Genomic DNA, 16675 nt, shown 5'->3' on the forward strand with positions numbered 1-16675 from the left:
ATATCATCAGTATATTACCCTACATCAGCCAATATAAATTAAAAGCTGGTGAGGAAGTGTGTTATTTAACTAACTATGAAGTTAATTTTTGAAGAAGTTGTTTAATGATTTAAAAAGTATGTTGGTCTTAAGTAAAAATCGTGTTACTTCTTCTTTATGAAGAAGCCGTAGATCGAGGCTATTAGCGTAACTATTATTAAGCCTACAGTAACAGCGCCGTACGTTGATAGAGTTCCTGAGCTAGAGTCTATCTTCTGACCTATCGTATCTACCTTGCTAGATAAGTCAGAAACATCAGTCTTTGAAGCCATAGTATCTCTAACTCCTCTTACTGCCTGAAGTATCTCGTCTAGTTTGTTCATTATGCTCGCGGATTTCTCGTTGATTAGGCTGGTGAGAGTGTTTAGCAGGGTTTGAGTATCTACTGGTAGTCCTGCCTCAATTAATTCCTTAACTACGTTCACGCTAGCTAATATCTCGCCCTTAGACGTGCTTATGACTCCTAATACTTCACCTTTACTTGTTATCACTACTTGAGTCAATGACGCGTTAACGCTCATTAAAGCATCCATTAAGTCACTCAAAGATACCTGAATTTCACCTAATTTAGTCTTTATGAAGACGACACCACCTGATATATTGGCTAGCTTGCCGTCAATGACTCCTAGGTTGGTGAGCACAGTATCTAGGCTGACCTGAATTTCACCTAATTTAGTCTTTATGAAGACAGCATCACCTGATATATTAGTTATCGTACCACCTATCTCGTCTAGTTTCGCGAATATGTCGTCTAGTCTGCTAGCTATCGTGAGCGTTGTTGACCCAAGCAACTCACCCTTCTCTAGATCTACTATGTTGAGCTCGTGCTCTCCTGTAACTACGAAAGGTATGTTTATCTTGATTTCAAAAGTTCCTAAAGCGTTTGCTCTATAGTTGGAGAGCCAGTTACCGTCTAAGTATATCATTACTGCCTGGTACGGCCGTAAACCAGTAGCGTTTATTTTTACTAGTCCTGGGGCGGTAGTCTCAGTGGGGGTTACCACGATCTTGAGTATTACGTAAAGTGGTGTGTAGCCGTAGTACATCTCGTCTTCAGTGTATACCTCAATTAAGTGTTCACCACCAGGTATTAACGGTACCGTGAAGGTGAAGTTGGCGTAGCCTGCCTCATCACTCAAGACTTCTCCTATTAATTGGCCGTCCAGATATATCAGTAACGTGGTGTTAGCTGGAGCTTCGCTAATATGTAGTATGGCTTCGTCACCTACGTGGAGGTACGGCTCCTCCAAGACAACAGTGAGTGGTTTAGTCATGACCCATTTAATAGCGTTATAGATTATCTTCCAAGCATCTGGAGTGAAGTAAGTTGGTGTATTCCACTGAGTTGGTGGGAAGCTAGAGAGTAGTGCCCATTTGACGCCGTCAGGGAATACCTTCCAAGCTATTGAGTTACCCCACGTAGTTCCAGCTACGTACGTATCAGCTATTGAGGTTCCTGAGAAGCCGCTAAACCATGAGAAGTCAGCACTCGTGTACGTAATTATCTTGATTAAGTCACCGACTTCATAGCCTTTAAGTATTGGGTGCTTCCCAGTAACCCTAACATACACCTCACCATAACCCCACGTAGAGCCTACTGAGGGTGGGTCGCCTAAATACTGCTGTAACGCTTTGATGCCGTAGCCGTAAGTACCCCAACTATCCATCCACACAACACCAACACCAACCGTGTGTGTTGCGTTGAGGAATGACATGAACTCATAATATGTTGGGAATGGAGCTCCATAGTAACCAGCCCACACAACCGCGTCGTACATGCCGGCTAGCACGTCGTTCGTAAGTGCTGATAAGTCTGTGTAATCTACCGCGTAAATCTCCATAGATTCTAAGAAACTCTTTATAGATCCCGCGTAGTCGTAGAGTATTGCTACGCGCGGCAGCCTCTTAAGTACTATGAGGCCTAGGTCCGTCGTCTCATTAACTAAGACCGTGAAACTCACTTCTACGGTCTTGTAACCAGCCATCTTTATTGACGCTGTGTAGTTACCTTCAGGTAGCCAAGTAAAGAACTGGCCTGTCTCGTTAGTGTAGACTTTAACGGGCGTGCCTATGAACTGGACTAGAGCGCCAGCTAGTATAGCACCGTCACTGCCTCTCACAGTGCCTGTTACGTAACCGTGTGGGAGTCTATTTAGGTAGGCATCTAACCGTGTGTAGAGATAGCTCTTAAAACCGCTACTTGTTTCGAGAGATTTACCAGAGCTTCTCGCTACGATACTTAACACAGCACTCAACCTGCCCTTATCTAGTCTAGTAGAGCTCACGTAGTTAGTCCATCCAAGCAATACAGCATTCTCTAACACCTTCTTAGTGTTGTCAGTATACATGCCGTCAGCACCAGATTCCAGATACTGCATCCAGTAACTCTCAGCCCAACTACCTAGATAGTACCAGGGCGAGCCAGTATTGCTGACCCATTCAGCAACTCCGACGCCGTGTCTAAGGTAGCCTGTTCTAGTGTCGTTCACGTAGGCAAGTACTACGAACCTTCCTGTCGGGTCTGTGAAGTTGGTTATCGCGTAATCGGCGTAAGACCCAGTAGCTAAGTAGAATTTATTGGGAGGTATATCGGGAGTCACCCCCTCAAATATTGGGTGTGTAGTGTTCAGCATAGTGACTATAATGTAGGTTGTTGATGGGTATTCATATAGTCTGCTTACGGGTGCTGGGTAGCCAGCAGATATTAGCTGGCTACTATATTGATATAAGACGTAGATGCCTGGATAACCAGAGTATGATGTGTCAAGCCATATCAGGGTAGTTCCGGTCGAGTCAGCTAGTGTGTGGAAAGCTAACACTACATCGGAACTCGGATATGAGTAGGGGCTGGGCATCGTGTGATCAATTATAACTACTGCAGGGTTTATTAAGCCGTTCACCCAGTCTTGCAGTAGTTGCGTCATGTCATTATATTCCGTCACTGGGAGTTCAAGAGCTTCTACTATAGTCTTGAGGTGTGGTTGTGTGCGGTAGTGGACGTTAGCTAGCACTACTACGGTGGGCGGTATAGGCTGTAGGTAGAAATCAACTATGACTGTCTCTTCAGGGGCTACTACAACTCCTGGGGTGCTTGCCTGCACGTAGCCCGGCTTCCACGCGTATACTGTGTAGGTTCCTGAAGGAACGCTTAACTCATAGTATCCGGTAGCGTCTGTGTAGTTATAGACAGGTGTTCCATCAACGTAAGTCCATACGAGGACGTCGCTTATTGGTTCGTTTGTTACCGCGTTATACACGTGACCAGCTATAGTTCCGTTACCCAGCGGGTATAGACCGAAATCAACTATGACTACTTCGGCTTCATCTACAGTCACTACCTCTGTTCTGGGGAAGTACCCATACGCGGCAGCTTCCAACGTGTAAGTTCCGGGCGGTACTGACACTTCATAGATCCCGTCAGGACCTGTCACGACTGTCATGCCAAGCTCAACGACTGTCACGTTAGCACCAGAGATCGGCTCGTTTGTTAATGCGTTGAACACTAAGCCTGTTATAGTACCGTTAAGTAGTATTACCTCAACGGTAGCAGTGTAGGGTTCGTAGCCCCACGCCTCAAATACTAGAGTGTAGGTTCCTGGGTCTAGCGGTATCCTGTAGTAGCCGGAAGCGTTTACTGTGAAGGTCCTGCCTATCTCAACTACTGTCACAGTTGCCCAAGGTACTGGCTCACTAGTTAGTGAGTCGAGAACGAATCCTTCAACACCGCTCTTCTTAGCAAACTCCATGGCCTTCTTAGTTGCTTCGTAAGCGTCGATCCTGCCATAACCGTACCTAGTGTCGAGTCCTGGGTCGCCGAAGTCTATGGCTGTTGAGTTAAGTATTAAGTAGACTTGCTCGGGAGTGTCAGGTATGTCATGGTGTAACCACCCGGCTGCTTGAAGTATTAGTGCTACAGTTCCTGATACGTGAGGACATGACATTGAGGTTCCTGACCAGTCTTCATAGCCACCGCCAGGCACTGAGCTCCTTATACTTACTCCAGGAGCTGAGAAGTCTGGCTTTACGTAAGTGCTTGGGTACATGTCGAAGAAGGGCCACGTAGGCGGTGGGGATGGCCAGGTAACTACTCTACCACTACTCCACGAAGCTACGTTATCGTTAATATCTGTTGCTCCAATACCGAATACGCCCCACACGTTTCCTGGATTACCCGAGGTTCCGGGGCCGCTGTTCCCTATCGAGGCTACTGGTATTATATTGGTTAGTAACATTGCTTCAATTGCTGGGAACAAGTCATTACCGTAATACTCGGAAGCGCCAAAACTCATCGAGACTACGTGTGCCGGAAGCCCTGTGTAGACCGGCTGACCCGTACCGGGATCTATATAGAAAGGCTCTACAGTCCACTGCATCCCAGCCAACACTTGAGCGAACGTACCACCACCGCCAGGCAATACTAGGCCGTGCATTAGCGTCGCGCCAGGAGCCACACCTATCAATATGTTCACAGTATCGCCTCCCAACGCAGTCCCGCTAGTATGCGTCCCGTGTCCGTCCGTGTCGTGCGGTGTGCTCAGTATTGGGTTTCCCGCACCATCAAACTCCATCCAACCTCCTGGGTAGTAGGGGCTTGCAGGGTCTAGAGTCAACATCTTGCCCTGAAGTGCTGGATGCGTTATGTCAACACCCGTGTCTAGGACAGCTATCCTCACTCCCTGACCTGTATAACCTAACGCCCAAGCCTCAGGAGCTCTGATTTTGAAGATTCCCCAACTAGATACTTGTTGTCCTGGCTTTACTTCAGCCTCCTCCTTAACGACTGGCTCTACTACACGCACCTCAAAATTCTCGAAGATCCTCACTACCTCAGGTAATGAAGCTATCTTTGGAATAAGGCCTACAGGCACCTTAGCAAGCACTACATTATCTAACCAGAACTTATTAAGTACTACCCCGCCCTCATTAAGTATTAAGTTAACTAATCCTCTCTGAGTATACTCAGCCCAATTCTTGAGTGCCTGAACCGCGAACCTATAATTACCTCTAACATTACTGACTATCTCTCTCGGTAGAGACTTAAGTCTTATAACGACTTCAATAACCTCATCCTCTCTCATACCCTCAAGCTTACTCAGTAGTTGCGGCGCTACTTTACCTGCCAAATCATTACTAGCTACTGCGTTCAAGACCACGCCAGGTAGCCAGCTCACCACAGACACTAACAGCAAAACTATTAGTCCAATAACGAATAACCTATTACTTTTCATGAAGACACCTCAACAATTAATTTAGAAAGGGGTTAATAAGTTTATTCGTGGTTTAACTTTTAAAAATATTTTTTAAGTGGCATATTTAAATTAAAGTTTTTGATTAAGAAACAAATCTTATTTATTTGTAGAACCTGTGGGTGATATATTTTATGTGAGGAAGTCTTAATAATATTTATATTATATTATGAGTTACACATAGAAATTTAATTATTTGCTGAAGTGAGTTCTGCCGGGAAACATTGCTTGAGAGATTTCTTTTAGTTTAAGGTTGTTTAGAGGAATCCGTTGTCTCTATACCATTTTATAGTTTCTTCAAGTCCTTCTCTTAAGTCGTATTTTGGTTTATAACCTAATTCTCTCTTAGCTTTATCTATTTTGTATGCTCTGTGTGTTGTTACTGCGTCTACGATACTTCTTCTAAGTATTAGGTTTTCGCCACCTCTTATTCTGTCGTATATTTCGGTGAAGGTTAGCAAGAACTTAGCTAGTCTAGGGCTTAACTTGATTTTAGGGGGTTCTTTACCGAGTATCTGAGAAATTATCTCGTATACTTCTTTGTACGTGTAAGGTTTCTCACTACTAATTATGTATGTCTGGCCTACAGACACTTCAGGCTTCTCTAGAACTAGTCTGAAGCCTTGAACCACGTCTCTCACGTGAGCGAATTGAGTCAAGTACTCGCCTTCTCCAATCATGAATTTGGAGAGAATACCTCCTCTAGCCACGGTCATTATAAACCAGTAAGACACGTCATCCACGTTTCCAGGTCCGTAAATGCCTGAAGGTCTTACTATAGTGTACTCAAGTCCGGAGTCACTCAAACTCCTCACTACCTGCTCAGCCAACAACTTAGAGACCCCGTACTCGAACTGAGGGTTAGGAGGAGTTTCTTCATCACCTGGAGGATTCTTTACAGGTCCTATAGCTTCAGTAGAACTGCAGTAAATGAATCTCTTAACCCCTGACTTAAGAGCTACCTGGGCAAGCGCGCGAGTACCTTCAACATTCACTAACCTATAAAGCTTCTTAGAACCCGTGAAGGTGTAGTAAGCCGCGAGATGAATAATCACGTCAACACCTTTAACTACTTGAGAGAGAGTATCGTGTCGGGTTAAGTCACCGTAAACAACCTCAACACCTGAGTCTCTCAAGCGACTTGCTTTCTTAAAATCTCTTATCATTCCCCTAACACTATAGCCTCCTCTAACTAACTCCTCAACTAAGTAGCTTCCTAGAAAGCCTGAAGCGCCGGTAACTAATACCCTCACCTACTCCACCAAACACTACACCTAGTCAAACATTTTAACGTTGTTCTAGACACCACCATACTTAGAATTCAGAATATTCTTTCACCTGAAATCAGGATTCTAAGTCTAGTCAAAGAACCATGTTTTCAGTCGTTGTAGTTAAAATTTATATATCTGAGACGATATTAGAGATTTGAGGGATTATTAATGCCTACTCTAGAAGACCTTGGCAATACCTTATGGAACCAGTTAGTGGCTATGATACCGGGAGTTATAGCTGCCATAATATGGATTATCTTAGGCATCATAGTAGGCATTATAGTGGGGAGTGTAGTCACTAAGGTTCTCAGGAGATATGTTGAGAGACCTCTCTCAGTAACTCCTTTTGGGAAGACTCTAGCTACTATGGGACTCGAATTCTCAGAGCTTATAGGTGGACTTACGAAGGCATTCATAATATCGATCTCGTTAGTAGCAGCGATAAGCTACATACCTTTGGGCGGAGAAGCTGGGGAACTAATATACGGTGTAGTATCTTACTTGCCCTACCTGATAGGCGGTATAGCAGTAATAACTCTAGGCTTAGTGTTAGCTATCTCACTAGCTAGATATATAGGTACGCTATTAAGTACTGGCTTCGGCGAGACATACAAGTCTCTCGTGAACTTAATAGAGAACCTGCTGCTCGTAGGTTTAATAGCTATAGTTCTAACGGTAGCTTTCACTCTACTTAAGTTGCCTTCAACACTGATATACCCACTTCTAGTAGGTGTTACAGCGATAGCTATAGGCGTGATTATAGTCATAGAAGTATTCAAGACTATCACAGAAACACACCCAGACTTCAGCAAGCTCGCGCCCTTCCTACAATTCATAATAGTGTTCGTGTTCATATTCGTAGGACTTTCAGCGATATTTAGTCAGTACACGGTAGTAGGTGACGTACTCAGAATGCTCTCTGTAGGCCTCATGATAGCTTTCGCAGTAATATTGATACCAGTAGCTTTCTACTTAGTCAAGAAAGTCCTGATAGAAGCAGAAAAGAGACCTAGCAGAGGAGAATAAAATTACTCCATTCGTGTTTTTATTGCAAAACACAAACCTCTAAATACTCTTCTTCACCCTAAGGTAGACAGTGTAAGTAAAGTAGCGCGGTATATACTCACCATCGTAAGGCTCATTAGGAGTTCTAAGAAAAGACTCACCTAAAGGAACCACCCTATACACGCCCGCACTAACTAATTCTTTCACGTAACTATCTACTTTCTCTCTATCTACCCAGAAAGCTACCGTCTGAACTTTATCTACGCCTGAGTACCCAGCTACCTTAGGCAACTCCCTAATAAGCCTAACACACTCTCTCAAATCACTAACTACTACTAACTCTAAAAACCTCCTCCTAGAATGAAACTCTAGCGGGACTAATCTCAACCCACTAAAAGAAGACTTGCCCTCACTAACAACTATCGTGTAAGGGTTCTCGGGATTGCTAGACTTAAATACTTTCGCCCCCTGAAACTCTAGACTCTTCCTGAGCGTGTTTAACTTGTATAACCAGCCTTCCGAAACCTCTATTTTGTGAGAACCCCCCATAACATCTAAGTACTTACTGACTTCCCTAGCTAGCTGAACAGCCTTCTCATAACTCCCCACAAAAAGAGCCATCGTAGGCGAGCTACACAGTTGTTGGTCATACATTAAGACTTCCCTAGCAAGAGCTTCAGAAACCTCACTTAAAGAACTACCTAGAGAATCTCCGTCAATCACAGCAACACCAGTTAATGGACCGTTGACGATCAATCTAGGCTTATACGGGTTCTCAGCTACCGCCCTGTAAACCGCAGTCCTCCCGGGCTCGCCACCCCAGTAATTAATCACTCCTAGAGGGGCCTCCTTAAGCAAGTACCCTAAAACCTTACTGTCGTGACTCAAGTATGTTATTAAGAGAGCATCACCTAGAACTAGTGCCTCATCATCTAAGTCCTCAAGAGACTTAAAGACTTCTCTAACAACCACGTAGTTGGTTAGTGAAGGCCTCAAAATAGTTAAGTTGTTAGTAATTAATGAAGTGACTGTAGGTATCAGGGGCGGAATCACTGAATTCCCCGAAGCTATTATAAAGACTGGTCCTGCAGGAAGGTTAGAGACATACTCTCCCGGAGCAACTTCAACGAAGTCATCAAGACTCTTTACACCACCATTAAGACCCGAATTTATCAAGGACTCAACGTTTTCTTTTTTGAATACCTCACTAACAAGTCTGAGGTCTTCTTCAATCATTGTCTCACTATACCCTGTGCTCTTCACCAACTCTTTCTTGAGAGCCTCAAAAGAACCGCTCTCTAGCTTCTCAGCCCACACTCTACCAACTCTATCTAGTATCCTCACACGCTTCTCAAAACCTAAGCTCCTCAGCTTTTCTTGTACTGCTTTAGCTCGACTCAAGTACTCTCTAATCCAGTCTATCTTGGGCTCAAGATACTTCAAGCGACCATCAACATAGTTAGACGGTACGCTCTCTTTGATAGGGTGTAGCGGCTCCAAGTTCGTCAAGCTGTACTCCTCCCGCTCATAAGCTCTTCAAGAGTGCCGCCGCAAGCTCTCTGGAGATCCCAGCCCTCGTCTTTAGTCAGCCTCCTGACGTAAACGTATTCTCTACCGTAGTACCTGTCAGACTCAACAAACTTCATTATGTCTCCCGGTAAGAAGACCTCAAGCCAAGATATCGCTAAGGGGTCGTAAATACCTAAAATACCTTCTTTCCCCGGCTCTTCAACAAGCTCGTACGACTTGGGGTCGAGTAAGAAGACTTCCTGTAGTGGGTGGGGGATCTTATGCATAACGCCGTGCTTGTCTATGAGTGCTGTCAGGGTCTCAGTCATCCCTAAGACATCCATGAAGGGGGTAGGGGCCTCTCTCCCTTCAAAATCTCTAGCTTTAAAGAACCTTCTCGCATTCTCTACTATGACGTCGTAAGGCGGTAAGTCTGTAAAGCCCTTAGTACCGCCGCCAGTGACTATTACTCCTCCAGTCCCCAAGTGTACTGGTGGTACGCCTGCGAAGAGCTTACTCACAAGCTTCTTCACAAAACTCATACCCTCAAACTGCTTTGTAAGGAGGTGTACGCCTGCAGGTGCTGTGAAAAGCAATTTAGGCTCTTCCTTACTTTTGAGAAACTCCATTATAGCCTTCTTATTAGGCACGAGTCTCTGCCACTGAGACCCACTACTAACTTCTTTCACTAAATCCATACCGTACAATAACTTTATCTTCTTCCCTTGGAGAGCTAAATCTACGAACGCAACAAAGTTTAGCTTGTTCCGCAACTCTCGTGCTGCTAAGAAGAGAGCTAATCCAGCACCCTCCCTCAACACACCACCATACACATACTCAAATAGTAGTGTGTTAGCTCTAGTCATCATAGCCAACTCTAAGAAACTCCTGTAGACTCTAACAGGGTCGTTACTCGTGGTTCCGCTCGATGAGAAAATAAAGCCCTTCTCATCAACGTCATCTATGAGGAGTTTCCTGTATTCATTACCTCTCAACATGTCTGAAGGAACTGCTAACTTGACTAAATCAGCGTATTCAGCAGCGTCAGGGTCTATCTCAAGCCTCTCTAGCAACTCAGCATAAAAACTACTGTGTCTTACGAAGAACTTGAGAGAGTCTCTCAATAAGGTCTTCCTAAGACTCCTCAAGTAATCTGGCGACTTACTGAATAGCGTGCTGTCTCCTGAAAGCTCCCACAACCTCTTCACGTGCGGGTCACTGAAAAACTTACTCTTTTCTGCTCCCGAATATATCTCTTCTATAGTTGGTAGTTCGTTAATCAACGCACCTAACACCACTCAATAGAAACCTATGTAATCGTTTTTATTGTTTCACGCACTCAAGCTCCAGCTGTTAGGGGAACATCAGCATACTAAAAAGTATCACTACATAGAGTGGTAGCGAAATATCTATGCTGTACTCGATCACAGACCCCTCTACAGCGATTTCACCCCTAATCACGCCGAAATTCAGTAAAGTAAGCACTATGAGAGCTCCCAGAATCTTAGACAAGAGTCTGAGAGGTAGTGATATAGGATGTTCTTTAAGTAAGGAATTCGCCAGACCTAAACCTGTGAAGAGCGCAAAAGCTAGTAGCCAGAGAATAGGCGTTTCTAAAATCTCAGTACCCGGGAAGACTTTAGAGAATAGCGTGGGAAGCAACACAACGTAGATAAAATAATACAGCAGTCCTGTTAGAACCCCGACCACAACAGAACCTACTACCTTCCTAACACCGGTTTTCTCACTCACTACTCAACACCTCTAATCCTTAACTCAAAGCGGTAAATCCCGGCGATCTTCAGACTTATTAAGACCCTCAAGTGTTCGGGAGGTGAACTAACGTCAAGTACTAAGTATTTAGTGAGTGTAGAGTCTTTACGTAAATCACCAAAATATAGCGTTTTATTGAGTATTTCGAGCTTGACGTCATTTAAGGGTACTGTACCCCTGTACGTTATGCTAAACACTAATTTAGTAGAAGTTTCGTTGAGTTGCTCGTACGAGGTCTTAAGATCTATTAAGTTAGGCTCACTCATCAACTCGTAGACAAAGACTACCGCCGGAATTACTAAGCCACTCAATACTAGAAAAGCTACTAAGCCTATGCCTAGCTTAAGAAGTGTATTCACTTCTTAGTCTCCTCAGACTCTTTAGGTTTCTTCTCCCTAACGTAGAGAGCTTTGAAGAGGTCAACACCTTTACCTAGAAGTATTGAGCCAGCCCATATCATAGCTCCAAGAAAACCTAACTTAATAACTAAGTTTAGTAGCTCGTACACCGTGTTAGTAATAGAAGACTGTAAGTCTCCTCCAACAGGTAAGAGAGGCCTGTAGTTAAGGTATGCTTCAAAAGCTAAGAAAGCTCCGAAAACAACTATCAAGACTCCTGCTAGGAGTATAGCTATCCCGGTCAAGAAGGGAGTCTTACTCACTTCCATAAATACTCCACCTACTAGATTGTAGTGAGGAGTTAATAAATGTGAGAACCACAGAGATGCGTTTGTAAGATCGTTCTCAAGACCTCACATTCTAGCTAGACTCATGAGTTTCAGTTGAGTCTAGTCTTAGACAGCTCAGAACATGCCTTACCTAGAATGAACTAGATCTCTCACATCTTCGTGAGCTAAAAACGTGAATCACATGCGTATACAGAGAATCTATGGAAACTTCATTATTGAGGAACAACTAAGACGTTAGTGGAGCCCCGCGTGACGATAGGCATTCTTAACCAAATATTATCTTAAACTCACTCAATACAATCAGGGACGAAAGTATTAATGCAGTTACTAGAGTGATTAACTTAATCAGTTCTCTTATTTTCTCACGCTTAACATGCCTACTCGAGATAATCATGACACCACCATAGAAGTGAAGTATAGCTAGAACAGCAGTTACGAACCTCAGAAGGGGGAGTGTGTGCATCTTGGCTGAAACTGAGTACGTGAGTCCTACTATGTTAAGGATGGGTGAGACCATGCCGTAGCCACTTACTATGTAAAATATGATGCAAACTGTTAAGGGGATCGAAGTATACTCAACTATTCTAAGGCAAAAATAAGTCTCTCTAGCTTTACTCATCTTCTCAACCTGGTGTAGAGTTCCTGAAGCTCTCTAAAGTCCGTCTTGTGGGGCTCAAGAGGAACTCCTACCGGGAAGACGTACAACGGGCGTTCATCGCGACGAGCTTCAACTACTTTAGCTACCTCGTCGTCGTAGAAAGCTCCTATAGCGACAGTGCCTAAGCCTAGAGCCGTGCTCATCAAGTAGATATTCTGTCCTACATGACCTACCTCAATATGGACATACCTAACACCTCTCTCACCATACCTCCACGTAGTCCTCTCATAAACAGCACATATTACTAGACTTACTGGCGCTTCCTTAACCCAGTCCTGCCTCAGTGAAGCTCTCCACAAGTCACTCCTGAAATCCCCGCTCTTAATTAACTTTAGTGAGTGTCTCTTATAATCGTATTTATAAACTCCTGCTTCAACGTAGCTCCCGTCACCTAGAGAAACTCCTTCTTCACCAATAACCACATATACTTCTAGAGGGTAGGTAGCGCCAGCACTGGGAGAAGCTCTCCTAAGCCACCCGTCAACGTTCTCGACCACCCCTTGTGACGCCCAGAGAATCATTGATAGCTGCTCAACAGTAACAGGAGAATCTCTCCACTCTCTAATACTCTTCCTAAGAAGGATAGCCTCCTCAACAGTAATAGTAGTTATTTTCTTAGGGAGAGGAAGAAGCAGTTCCTCACCCACGATTTCAACACCTCCTAAATCTTGCTGCGGAGAATATAAAGAAAAAATTACGTAGGTGACGATCAAAACAGTAGTCAAGCCCGACAAAATAAAACCTAACCTCACAAAGACACCCGTAAATAACGAGTTCTACAAAGTTTATAATACAGCAAAATAAGACTTAAAAACCCTCTTAAACAAAAGATTATGGCGGTCCCGGTCATAGCGGTCGGGAAACACCCGGACTCGTCAGATCCCGGAAGTTAAGCCGGCCGCGTTGAGGGAGCAGTGAGGTCCGCGAGGCCTCGCAGCTCCCTCAAACTGGGATCCGCCCCTACTAGAAAACAACGGTTTACACTTCTAGAGTCATTATGACGAAGTCTCTGGGTCATTACAAGATTATGATAACGAGTAAATTTGCGTATGCGAGAATATTTTTAAGGTGAGTTATTATAGTAGTTATTGGTGCCGCCGTAGCTTAGCGGGCAGAGCGCCGGACTCATACGGCCGTCCCGGGGATATCCGGAGGTCCGGGGTTCGAATCCCCGCGGCGGCACCTGCGTAGCCGGGTCGTCTAGCGGCCAAGGATGCGGGGCTCTGGTCCTCTGGGGAGTGCCCCCGTGACCGGGGTTCGAATCCCCGCCCGGCTACCATTACTTTGATGGGTAGATTGTTAAGAGGCTTATTAGTATGGCTTCAGTAAGCGGTGATATGAGTGGTGTGTAGTCCACGTTTTTACTACTTAGTTCTACGTCGAGGCTTAAGATTTTCTTGAAGTCTTCTCTATTTTCGAGCTTGTGCGGGAACTTGATGTTGACTCCTAAGGCGTTCAGTAAAGTAGAGTATGATGCGACTGCTGAGGCGTTCCAGTCATTCTCTTTCTCATATTCTTTAATGAAGGCGTTCGAGGCTTCTAGAATATAGTTATACTTAGTTGTCGCGAAGCTCAAGTACTTGTAGTTATTAGATAGTAAGTTTAAGAACTCCTCAAGAGACAGTGACTCAGCGACTATCTTGCTAGACGTCACGCCTGACTCGTAAAGCGACCTACTCAACTCACCGCCAGAGTTCCTCAAAGCCTCATAGATCTTCAGAACTTCATGAGGTCCTGTATAGCTCAAGAGCGACTTTCTAGCACTTAAGTATGTCTGTATCACGAACTTATCCTTCATTTTTAAAGTATATGAGGCAGCAATACAGGCGGGAATCATGAAGATGTGGAATTCAGGTAACTGAACTCTCTTAAGGTAAGATATGCTGTCTTGAATAGAGTCTCTTATAAGTGCTCCTAAACCAATATTTACGAAACCTAGAGATCCCGTGGCTACACTAGCGCCTAACTCAGCAGACCTTAAGTAATTCTTTAGAGCAGAAGTCAATAAAGCCACGTAAGGTCTCAAGTCTTTAAATCTTAGGGAATACCTATGTGGCGCTCCAGGCTTAACATAAGAGTAAACAGCTAAGTCCACAGAATCTACCAGCCCACGCAAAATCGCCGACAAGACCAACCCCCAGATATAGCTACATTAAAATAATAAATGAACTCAAACGAGCACTTCGATATCGGGTCACGTCTTAAAACGAATTAAGGATACTCACATAATATTTGGTGAAAATATATTAAGGAAGCTACCTACCCTATAGTAACGTTCCTGCTCTTCCATGAACTATGCTTATTGTTAGGTTTGAGTGTCGAGTACGTCACGTACCTGTCCACGATACTCACACTACTACTATGTTATAGTGACAAGATCAGGTTTTTCCTGCTTAGCAAGACTATCAGTGGTGACTTACTGAAAGTAATTGACTTAAGCTACGCTAATTTAAGAGCCTTACAGAAGATCAAGTTGAAGACCACTCAGAAATTAAGAGTCTACGTAAGCTTATCTGGTCTACTCTTCCCAACTGTTCTAGGGTTGATGCTAGGTATTTACGTGATTTACCGGCTACCCCAATACTTCATCATCTATTTCTTGCTATTCTCTTTCTTAACGATAGCTTACAACAGATTCTCAATCATGGTTTTCGAGAAAGGTATACTAGTCTCATTAGCTTCTAGCATCATCACGACAGTTATGCTAGTACTTGCCGTAGGCACACACTACTCACTAGACTCAAGCACATTATTTATGCTGACATACTCTGTTAGTGCTTTAGCTACTCTCACAGGCGTAGACTTACTTAACCTAAGATACGTAACATTCTTTAAAACCAAGTCGATAATCGTGGGCGGGTACGGGGTCAGAGACGCGATATTTCTGATTCCAGCCATATCCTCAATAACTACGAGGATAGTCTACAGTCTCATTACTCTACTCTCCTATACTTAAGACCTGCTTCTCTAAGCAGAGAGGTGATTAAGTCATTAATTAACACAATCTTCTCTGGAATCAGCGAGTCTATAGATACTTTAACTATGAAGTGCCGTGACTCAATCATTCTAGCCTCAACGCCGTAGAGTTGAGGAAGAATCTTAATTAGAGTGTCTGAAGACCCGCAAACATACGAGTGCTCCTCGATACTGCAAACATACCCTAACTTTTTTAGGTTCTCTTTCACTAAACTCAAGACCCTAATCAGCACTTCGTAAGTTTCGGGGAGAGACTCTACTAGTAGTGCTGTTGTGAAGAACACGCGGCTACTCAAGTACTTCAACCCCCAACTCACGCAATCTAGTGATAGCAATCTTAATTACTTGCTCGCTTGAAACCTCCATCAATATCTTGACTTTAGCATAACCAGGTTTTATGTCAAGGTCGAACCTATCGTGCGATATGTCTAAAATATTGCATCTTAAGTCAGCAAGTATCTTCAGAACTCTCTCCAAGCTTCCTGGAACGTCCTTCAGGGAAAGAGTTATTTTAGCTACTCTGCCCTCCCGTATTAAGCCCCTCATTAAGATCCTGTAGAGGGTTGTGAGGTCTGCATTCCCGCCACTAATAACAGCCACGACATTCTCTCCAGGAATCTCCTCGCTCCTAGACAGTAGAGCTGCTACGGGGAGAGCCCCAGCACCCTCAGCGAGTAACTTAGTCCTCTCTAGCAGTAGGTAGATAGCTCTCGCTATCTGGTCTTCCTCGACCTCAAGAACTAAGTCGACGTAATCACGAATTATCTCAAAAGTTAAGTCACCTAAACCCTTAGTTAAAACTCCGTCAGCAAGTGAAGGTTGCGGCATCACGGTTACTGGTCTGCCCATACTTAAAGACAGTTTAGTCTTGGCTGCTACAGAAGGCTCTACGCCAACTACCTTGATCCTCCCACTACTAAGCTTCTTAACAGCTAGAGCAATGCCGGCTATCAACCCACCCCCACCAATAGGCACAACAACAGTGTCTACCGTGCTAACGTCCTCAACAATCTCTAGCCCTATAGTCCCTTGCCCAGCTATTACGTAGGGGTCGTTAAATGGGTGTATGAGGGTCATTCCCCTCTCCCCACTAAGTTCTAGAGCCTTCTTGAAGGCGTCATCATATATCTGACCGTATAGTAAGACCTCACTACCATAAGACTTGACAGCGTTTATCTTGTACGTGGGGGCAGTCTCAGGCATTACTATCAGAGAAGGTATATTCAGTTCTCTAGCTGAGTACGCGACTCCCTGCGCGTGATTACCGGAAGAAGCAGTGATGACTCCTCTAGACCTAACTTCCTCAGGCAGAGTATATATCTTGAAGTAAGCGCCCCTAACCTTGAAAGACCCTGTCTTCTGAAGATTCTCGAGTTTTAAGTACACGGATTTCCCTGTGAGAGAAGAGAAGAAAGCTGAGTGAAATACTGGAGTTCTGTGAATAACCGGCTTGAGAATTTCTGACGCCTTAAGCACTAAGCTAAATATGTCGTCAACACCACCTCTCACG

General features: G+C 44.2%; 14 protein-coding genes, 2 tRNA genes and 1 rRNA gene. 5 read left to right on the forward strand and 12 right to left on the reverse strand.

The window, feature by feature from the left end; genetic code table 11:
* Positions 1-143: 143 nt before the first annotated feature.
* Both QXL29_05055 and QXL29_05060 read right to left on the reverse strand, forming a co-directional pair.
* Complete coding sequence (locus QXL29_05055) at positions 144-5267, reverse strand: carboxypeptidase regulatory-like domain-containing protein (protein ID MEM2283963.1); 5124 nt, start codon at positions 5265-5267, stop codon at positions 144-146.
* Positions 5268-5542: 275 nt separating this feature from the next.
* The gene (locus QXL29_05060; GenBank protein ID MEM2283964.1) at positions 5543-6538 is read right to left on the reverse strand and encodes an NAD-dependent epimerase/dehydratase family protein; all 996 of its coding nucleotides are present in this window, start codon (positions 6536-6538) and stop codon (positions 5543-5545) included.
* A gap of 186 nt (positions 6539-6724) precedes the next feature.
* On the opposite strand from QXL29_05060, the gene QXL29_05065 reads away from it, so the two are divergent.
* Positions 6725-7582: a hypothetical protein gene (locus QXL29_05065; protein ID MEM2283965.1), complete on the forward strand. Its 858-nt coding sequence runs from the start codon at positions 6725-6727 to the stop codon at positions 7580-7582.
* Positions 7583-7621: 39 nt separating this feature from the next.
* Here the strand turns inward: QXL29_05065 and QXL29_05070 are convergent, their stop codons facing one another.
* The 7 genes from QXL29_05070 to QXL29_05100 all read right to left on the reverse strand — a co-directional run bounded on the left by QXL29_05070 (position 7622) and on the right by QXL29_05100 (position 12923).
* Positions 7622-9070 (reverse strand): acyl-CoA reductase, encoded by a 1449-nt coding sequence (locus tag QXL29_05070; GenBank protein ID MEM2283966.1) that lies wholly within the window; start codon positions 9068-9070, stop codon positions 7622-7624.
* Entirely contained in the window at positions 9067-10368 is a 1302-nt protein-coding gene (locus tag QXL29_05075; protein MEM2283967.1) for a hypothetical protein, read from the reverse strand. The genes QXL29_05070 and QXL29_05075 overlap by 4 nt, the downstream gene beginning before the upstream one ends.
* A 55-nt stretch (positions 10369-10423) precedes the next feature.
* Positions 10424-10822, reverse strand: a complete 399-nt coding sequence (locus QXL29_05080; GenBank protein MEM2283968.1) for a hypothetical protein — start codon at positions 10820-10822, stop codon at positions 10424-10426.
* A complete protein-coding gene (locus tag QXL29_05085) occupies positions 10822-11202 on the reverse strand; it encodes a hypothetical protein (GenBank protein MEM2283969.1) in 381 nt (126 codons plus the stop codon). Before QXL29_05085 ends, QXL29_05080 begins: the two co-directional genes overlap by 1 nt.
* Positions 11199-11510, reverse strand: coding sequence for a hypothetical protein (locus tag QXL29_05090; protein ID MEM2283970.1), 312 nt, complete (start codon positions 11508-11510; stop codon positions 11199-11201). Before QXL29_05090 ends, QXL29_05085 begins: the two co-directional genes overlap by 4 nt.
* A gap of 286 nt (positions 11511-11796) precedes the next feature.
* On the reverse strand, positions 11797-12048 hold the full coding sequence (locus tag QXL29_05095) for a hypothetical protein (protein MEM2283971.1): 252 nt from the start codon (positions 12046-12048) through the stop codon (positions 11797-11799).
* Between the two features lie 98 nt (positions 12049-12146).
* Complete coding sequence (locus tag QXL29_05100) at positions 12147-12923, reverse strand: SagB/ThcOx family dehydrogenase (protein MEM2283972.1); 777 nt, start codon at positions 12921-12923, stop codon at positions 12147-12149.
* A 104-nt stretch (positions 12924-13027) separates the two neighbouring features.
* On the opposite strand from QXL29_05100, the gene rrf reads away from it, so the two are divergent.
* From rrf to QXL29_05115, 3 genes are all read left to right on the forward strand, one after another.
* A 5S ribosomal RNA gene (rrf, locus tag QXL29_05105) occupies positions 13028-13145 on the forward strand.
* Positions 13146-13282: 137 nt separating this feature from the next.
* Positions 13283-13371, forward strand: a tRNA-Met gene (locus QXL29_05110).
* Between the two features lie 7 nt (positions 13372-13378).
* Positions 13379-13468 (forward strand) — tRNA-Gln (locus QXL29_05115).
* Here the strand turns inward: QXL29_05115 and QXL29_05120 are convergent.
* Positions 13469-14305, reverse strand: a complete 837-nt coding sequence (locus QXL29_05120) for a hypothetical protein (GenBank protein ID MEM2283973.1) — start codon at positions 14303-14305, stop codon at positions 13469-13471.
* 186 nt (positions 14306-14491) lie between these two features.
* On the opposite strand from QXL29_05120, the gene QXL29_05125 reads away from it, so the two are divergent.
* Positions 14492-15145 (forward strand): DUF1614 domain-containing protein, encoded by a 654-nt coding sequence (locus QXL29_05125; protein MEM2283974.1) that lies wholly within the window; start codon positions 14492-14494, stop codon positions 15143-15145.
* On the opposite strand, the gene QXL29_05130 is transcribed toward QXL29_05125, so the two are convergent.
* Both QXL29_05130 and ilvA read right to left on the reverse strand, forming a co-directional pair.
* Positions 15123-15461, reverse strand: coding sequence for a hypothetical protein (locus tag QXL29_05130; GenBank protein ID MEM2283975.1), 339 nt, complete (start codon positions 15459-15461; stop codon positions 15123-15125). The genes QXL29_05125 and QXL29_05130 overlap by 23 nt on opposite strands.
* Positions 15454-16674, reverse strand: a complete 1221-nt coding sequence (ilvA, locus tag QXL29_05135; protein MEM2283976.1) for a threonine ammonia-lyase — start codon at positions 16672-16674, stop codon at positions 15454-15456. The genes QXL29_05130 and ilvA overlap by 8 nt, the downstream gene beginning before the upstream one ends.
* Position 16675 lies beyond the last annotated feature (1 nt).

It is taken from the genome of Zestosphaera sp. (genome assembly GCA_038843015.1).
Taxonomy (GTDB): Archaea; Thermoproteota; Thermoprotei_A; order Sulfolobales; family NBVN01; genus Zestomicrobium.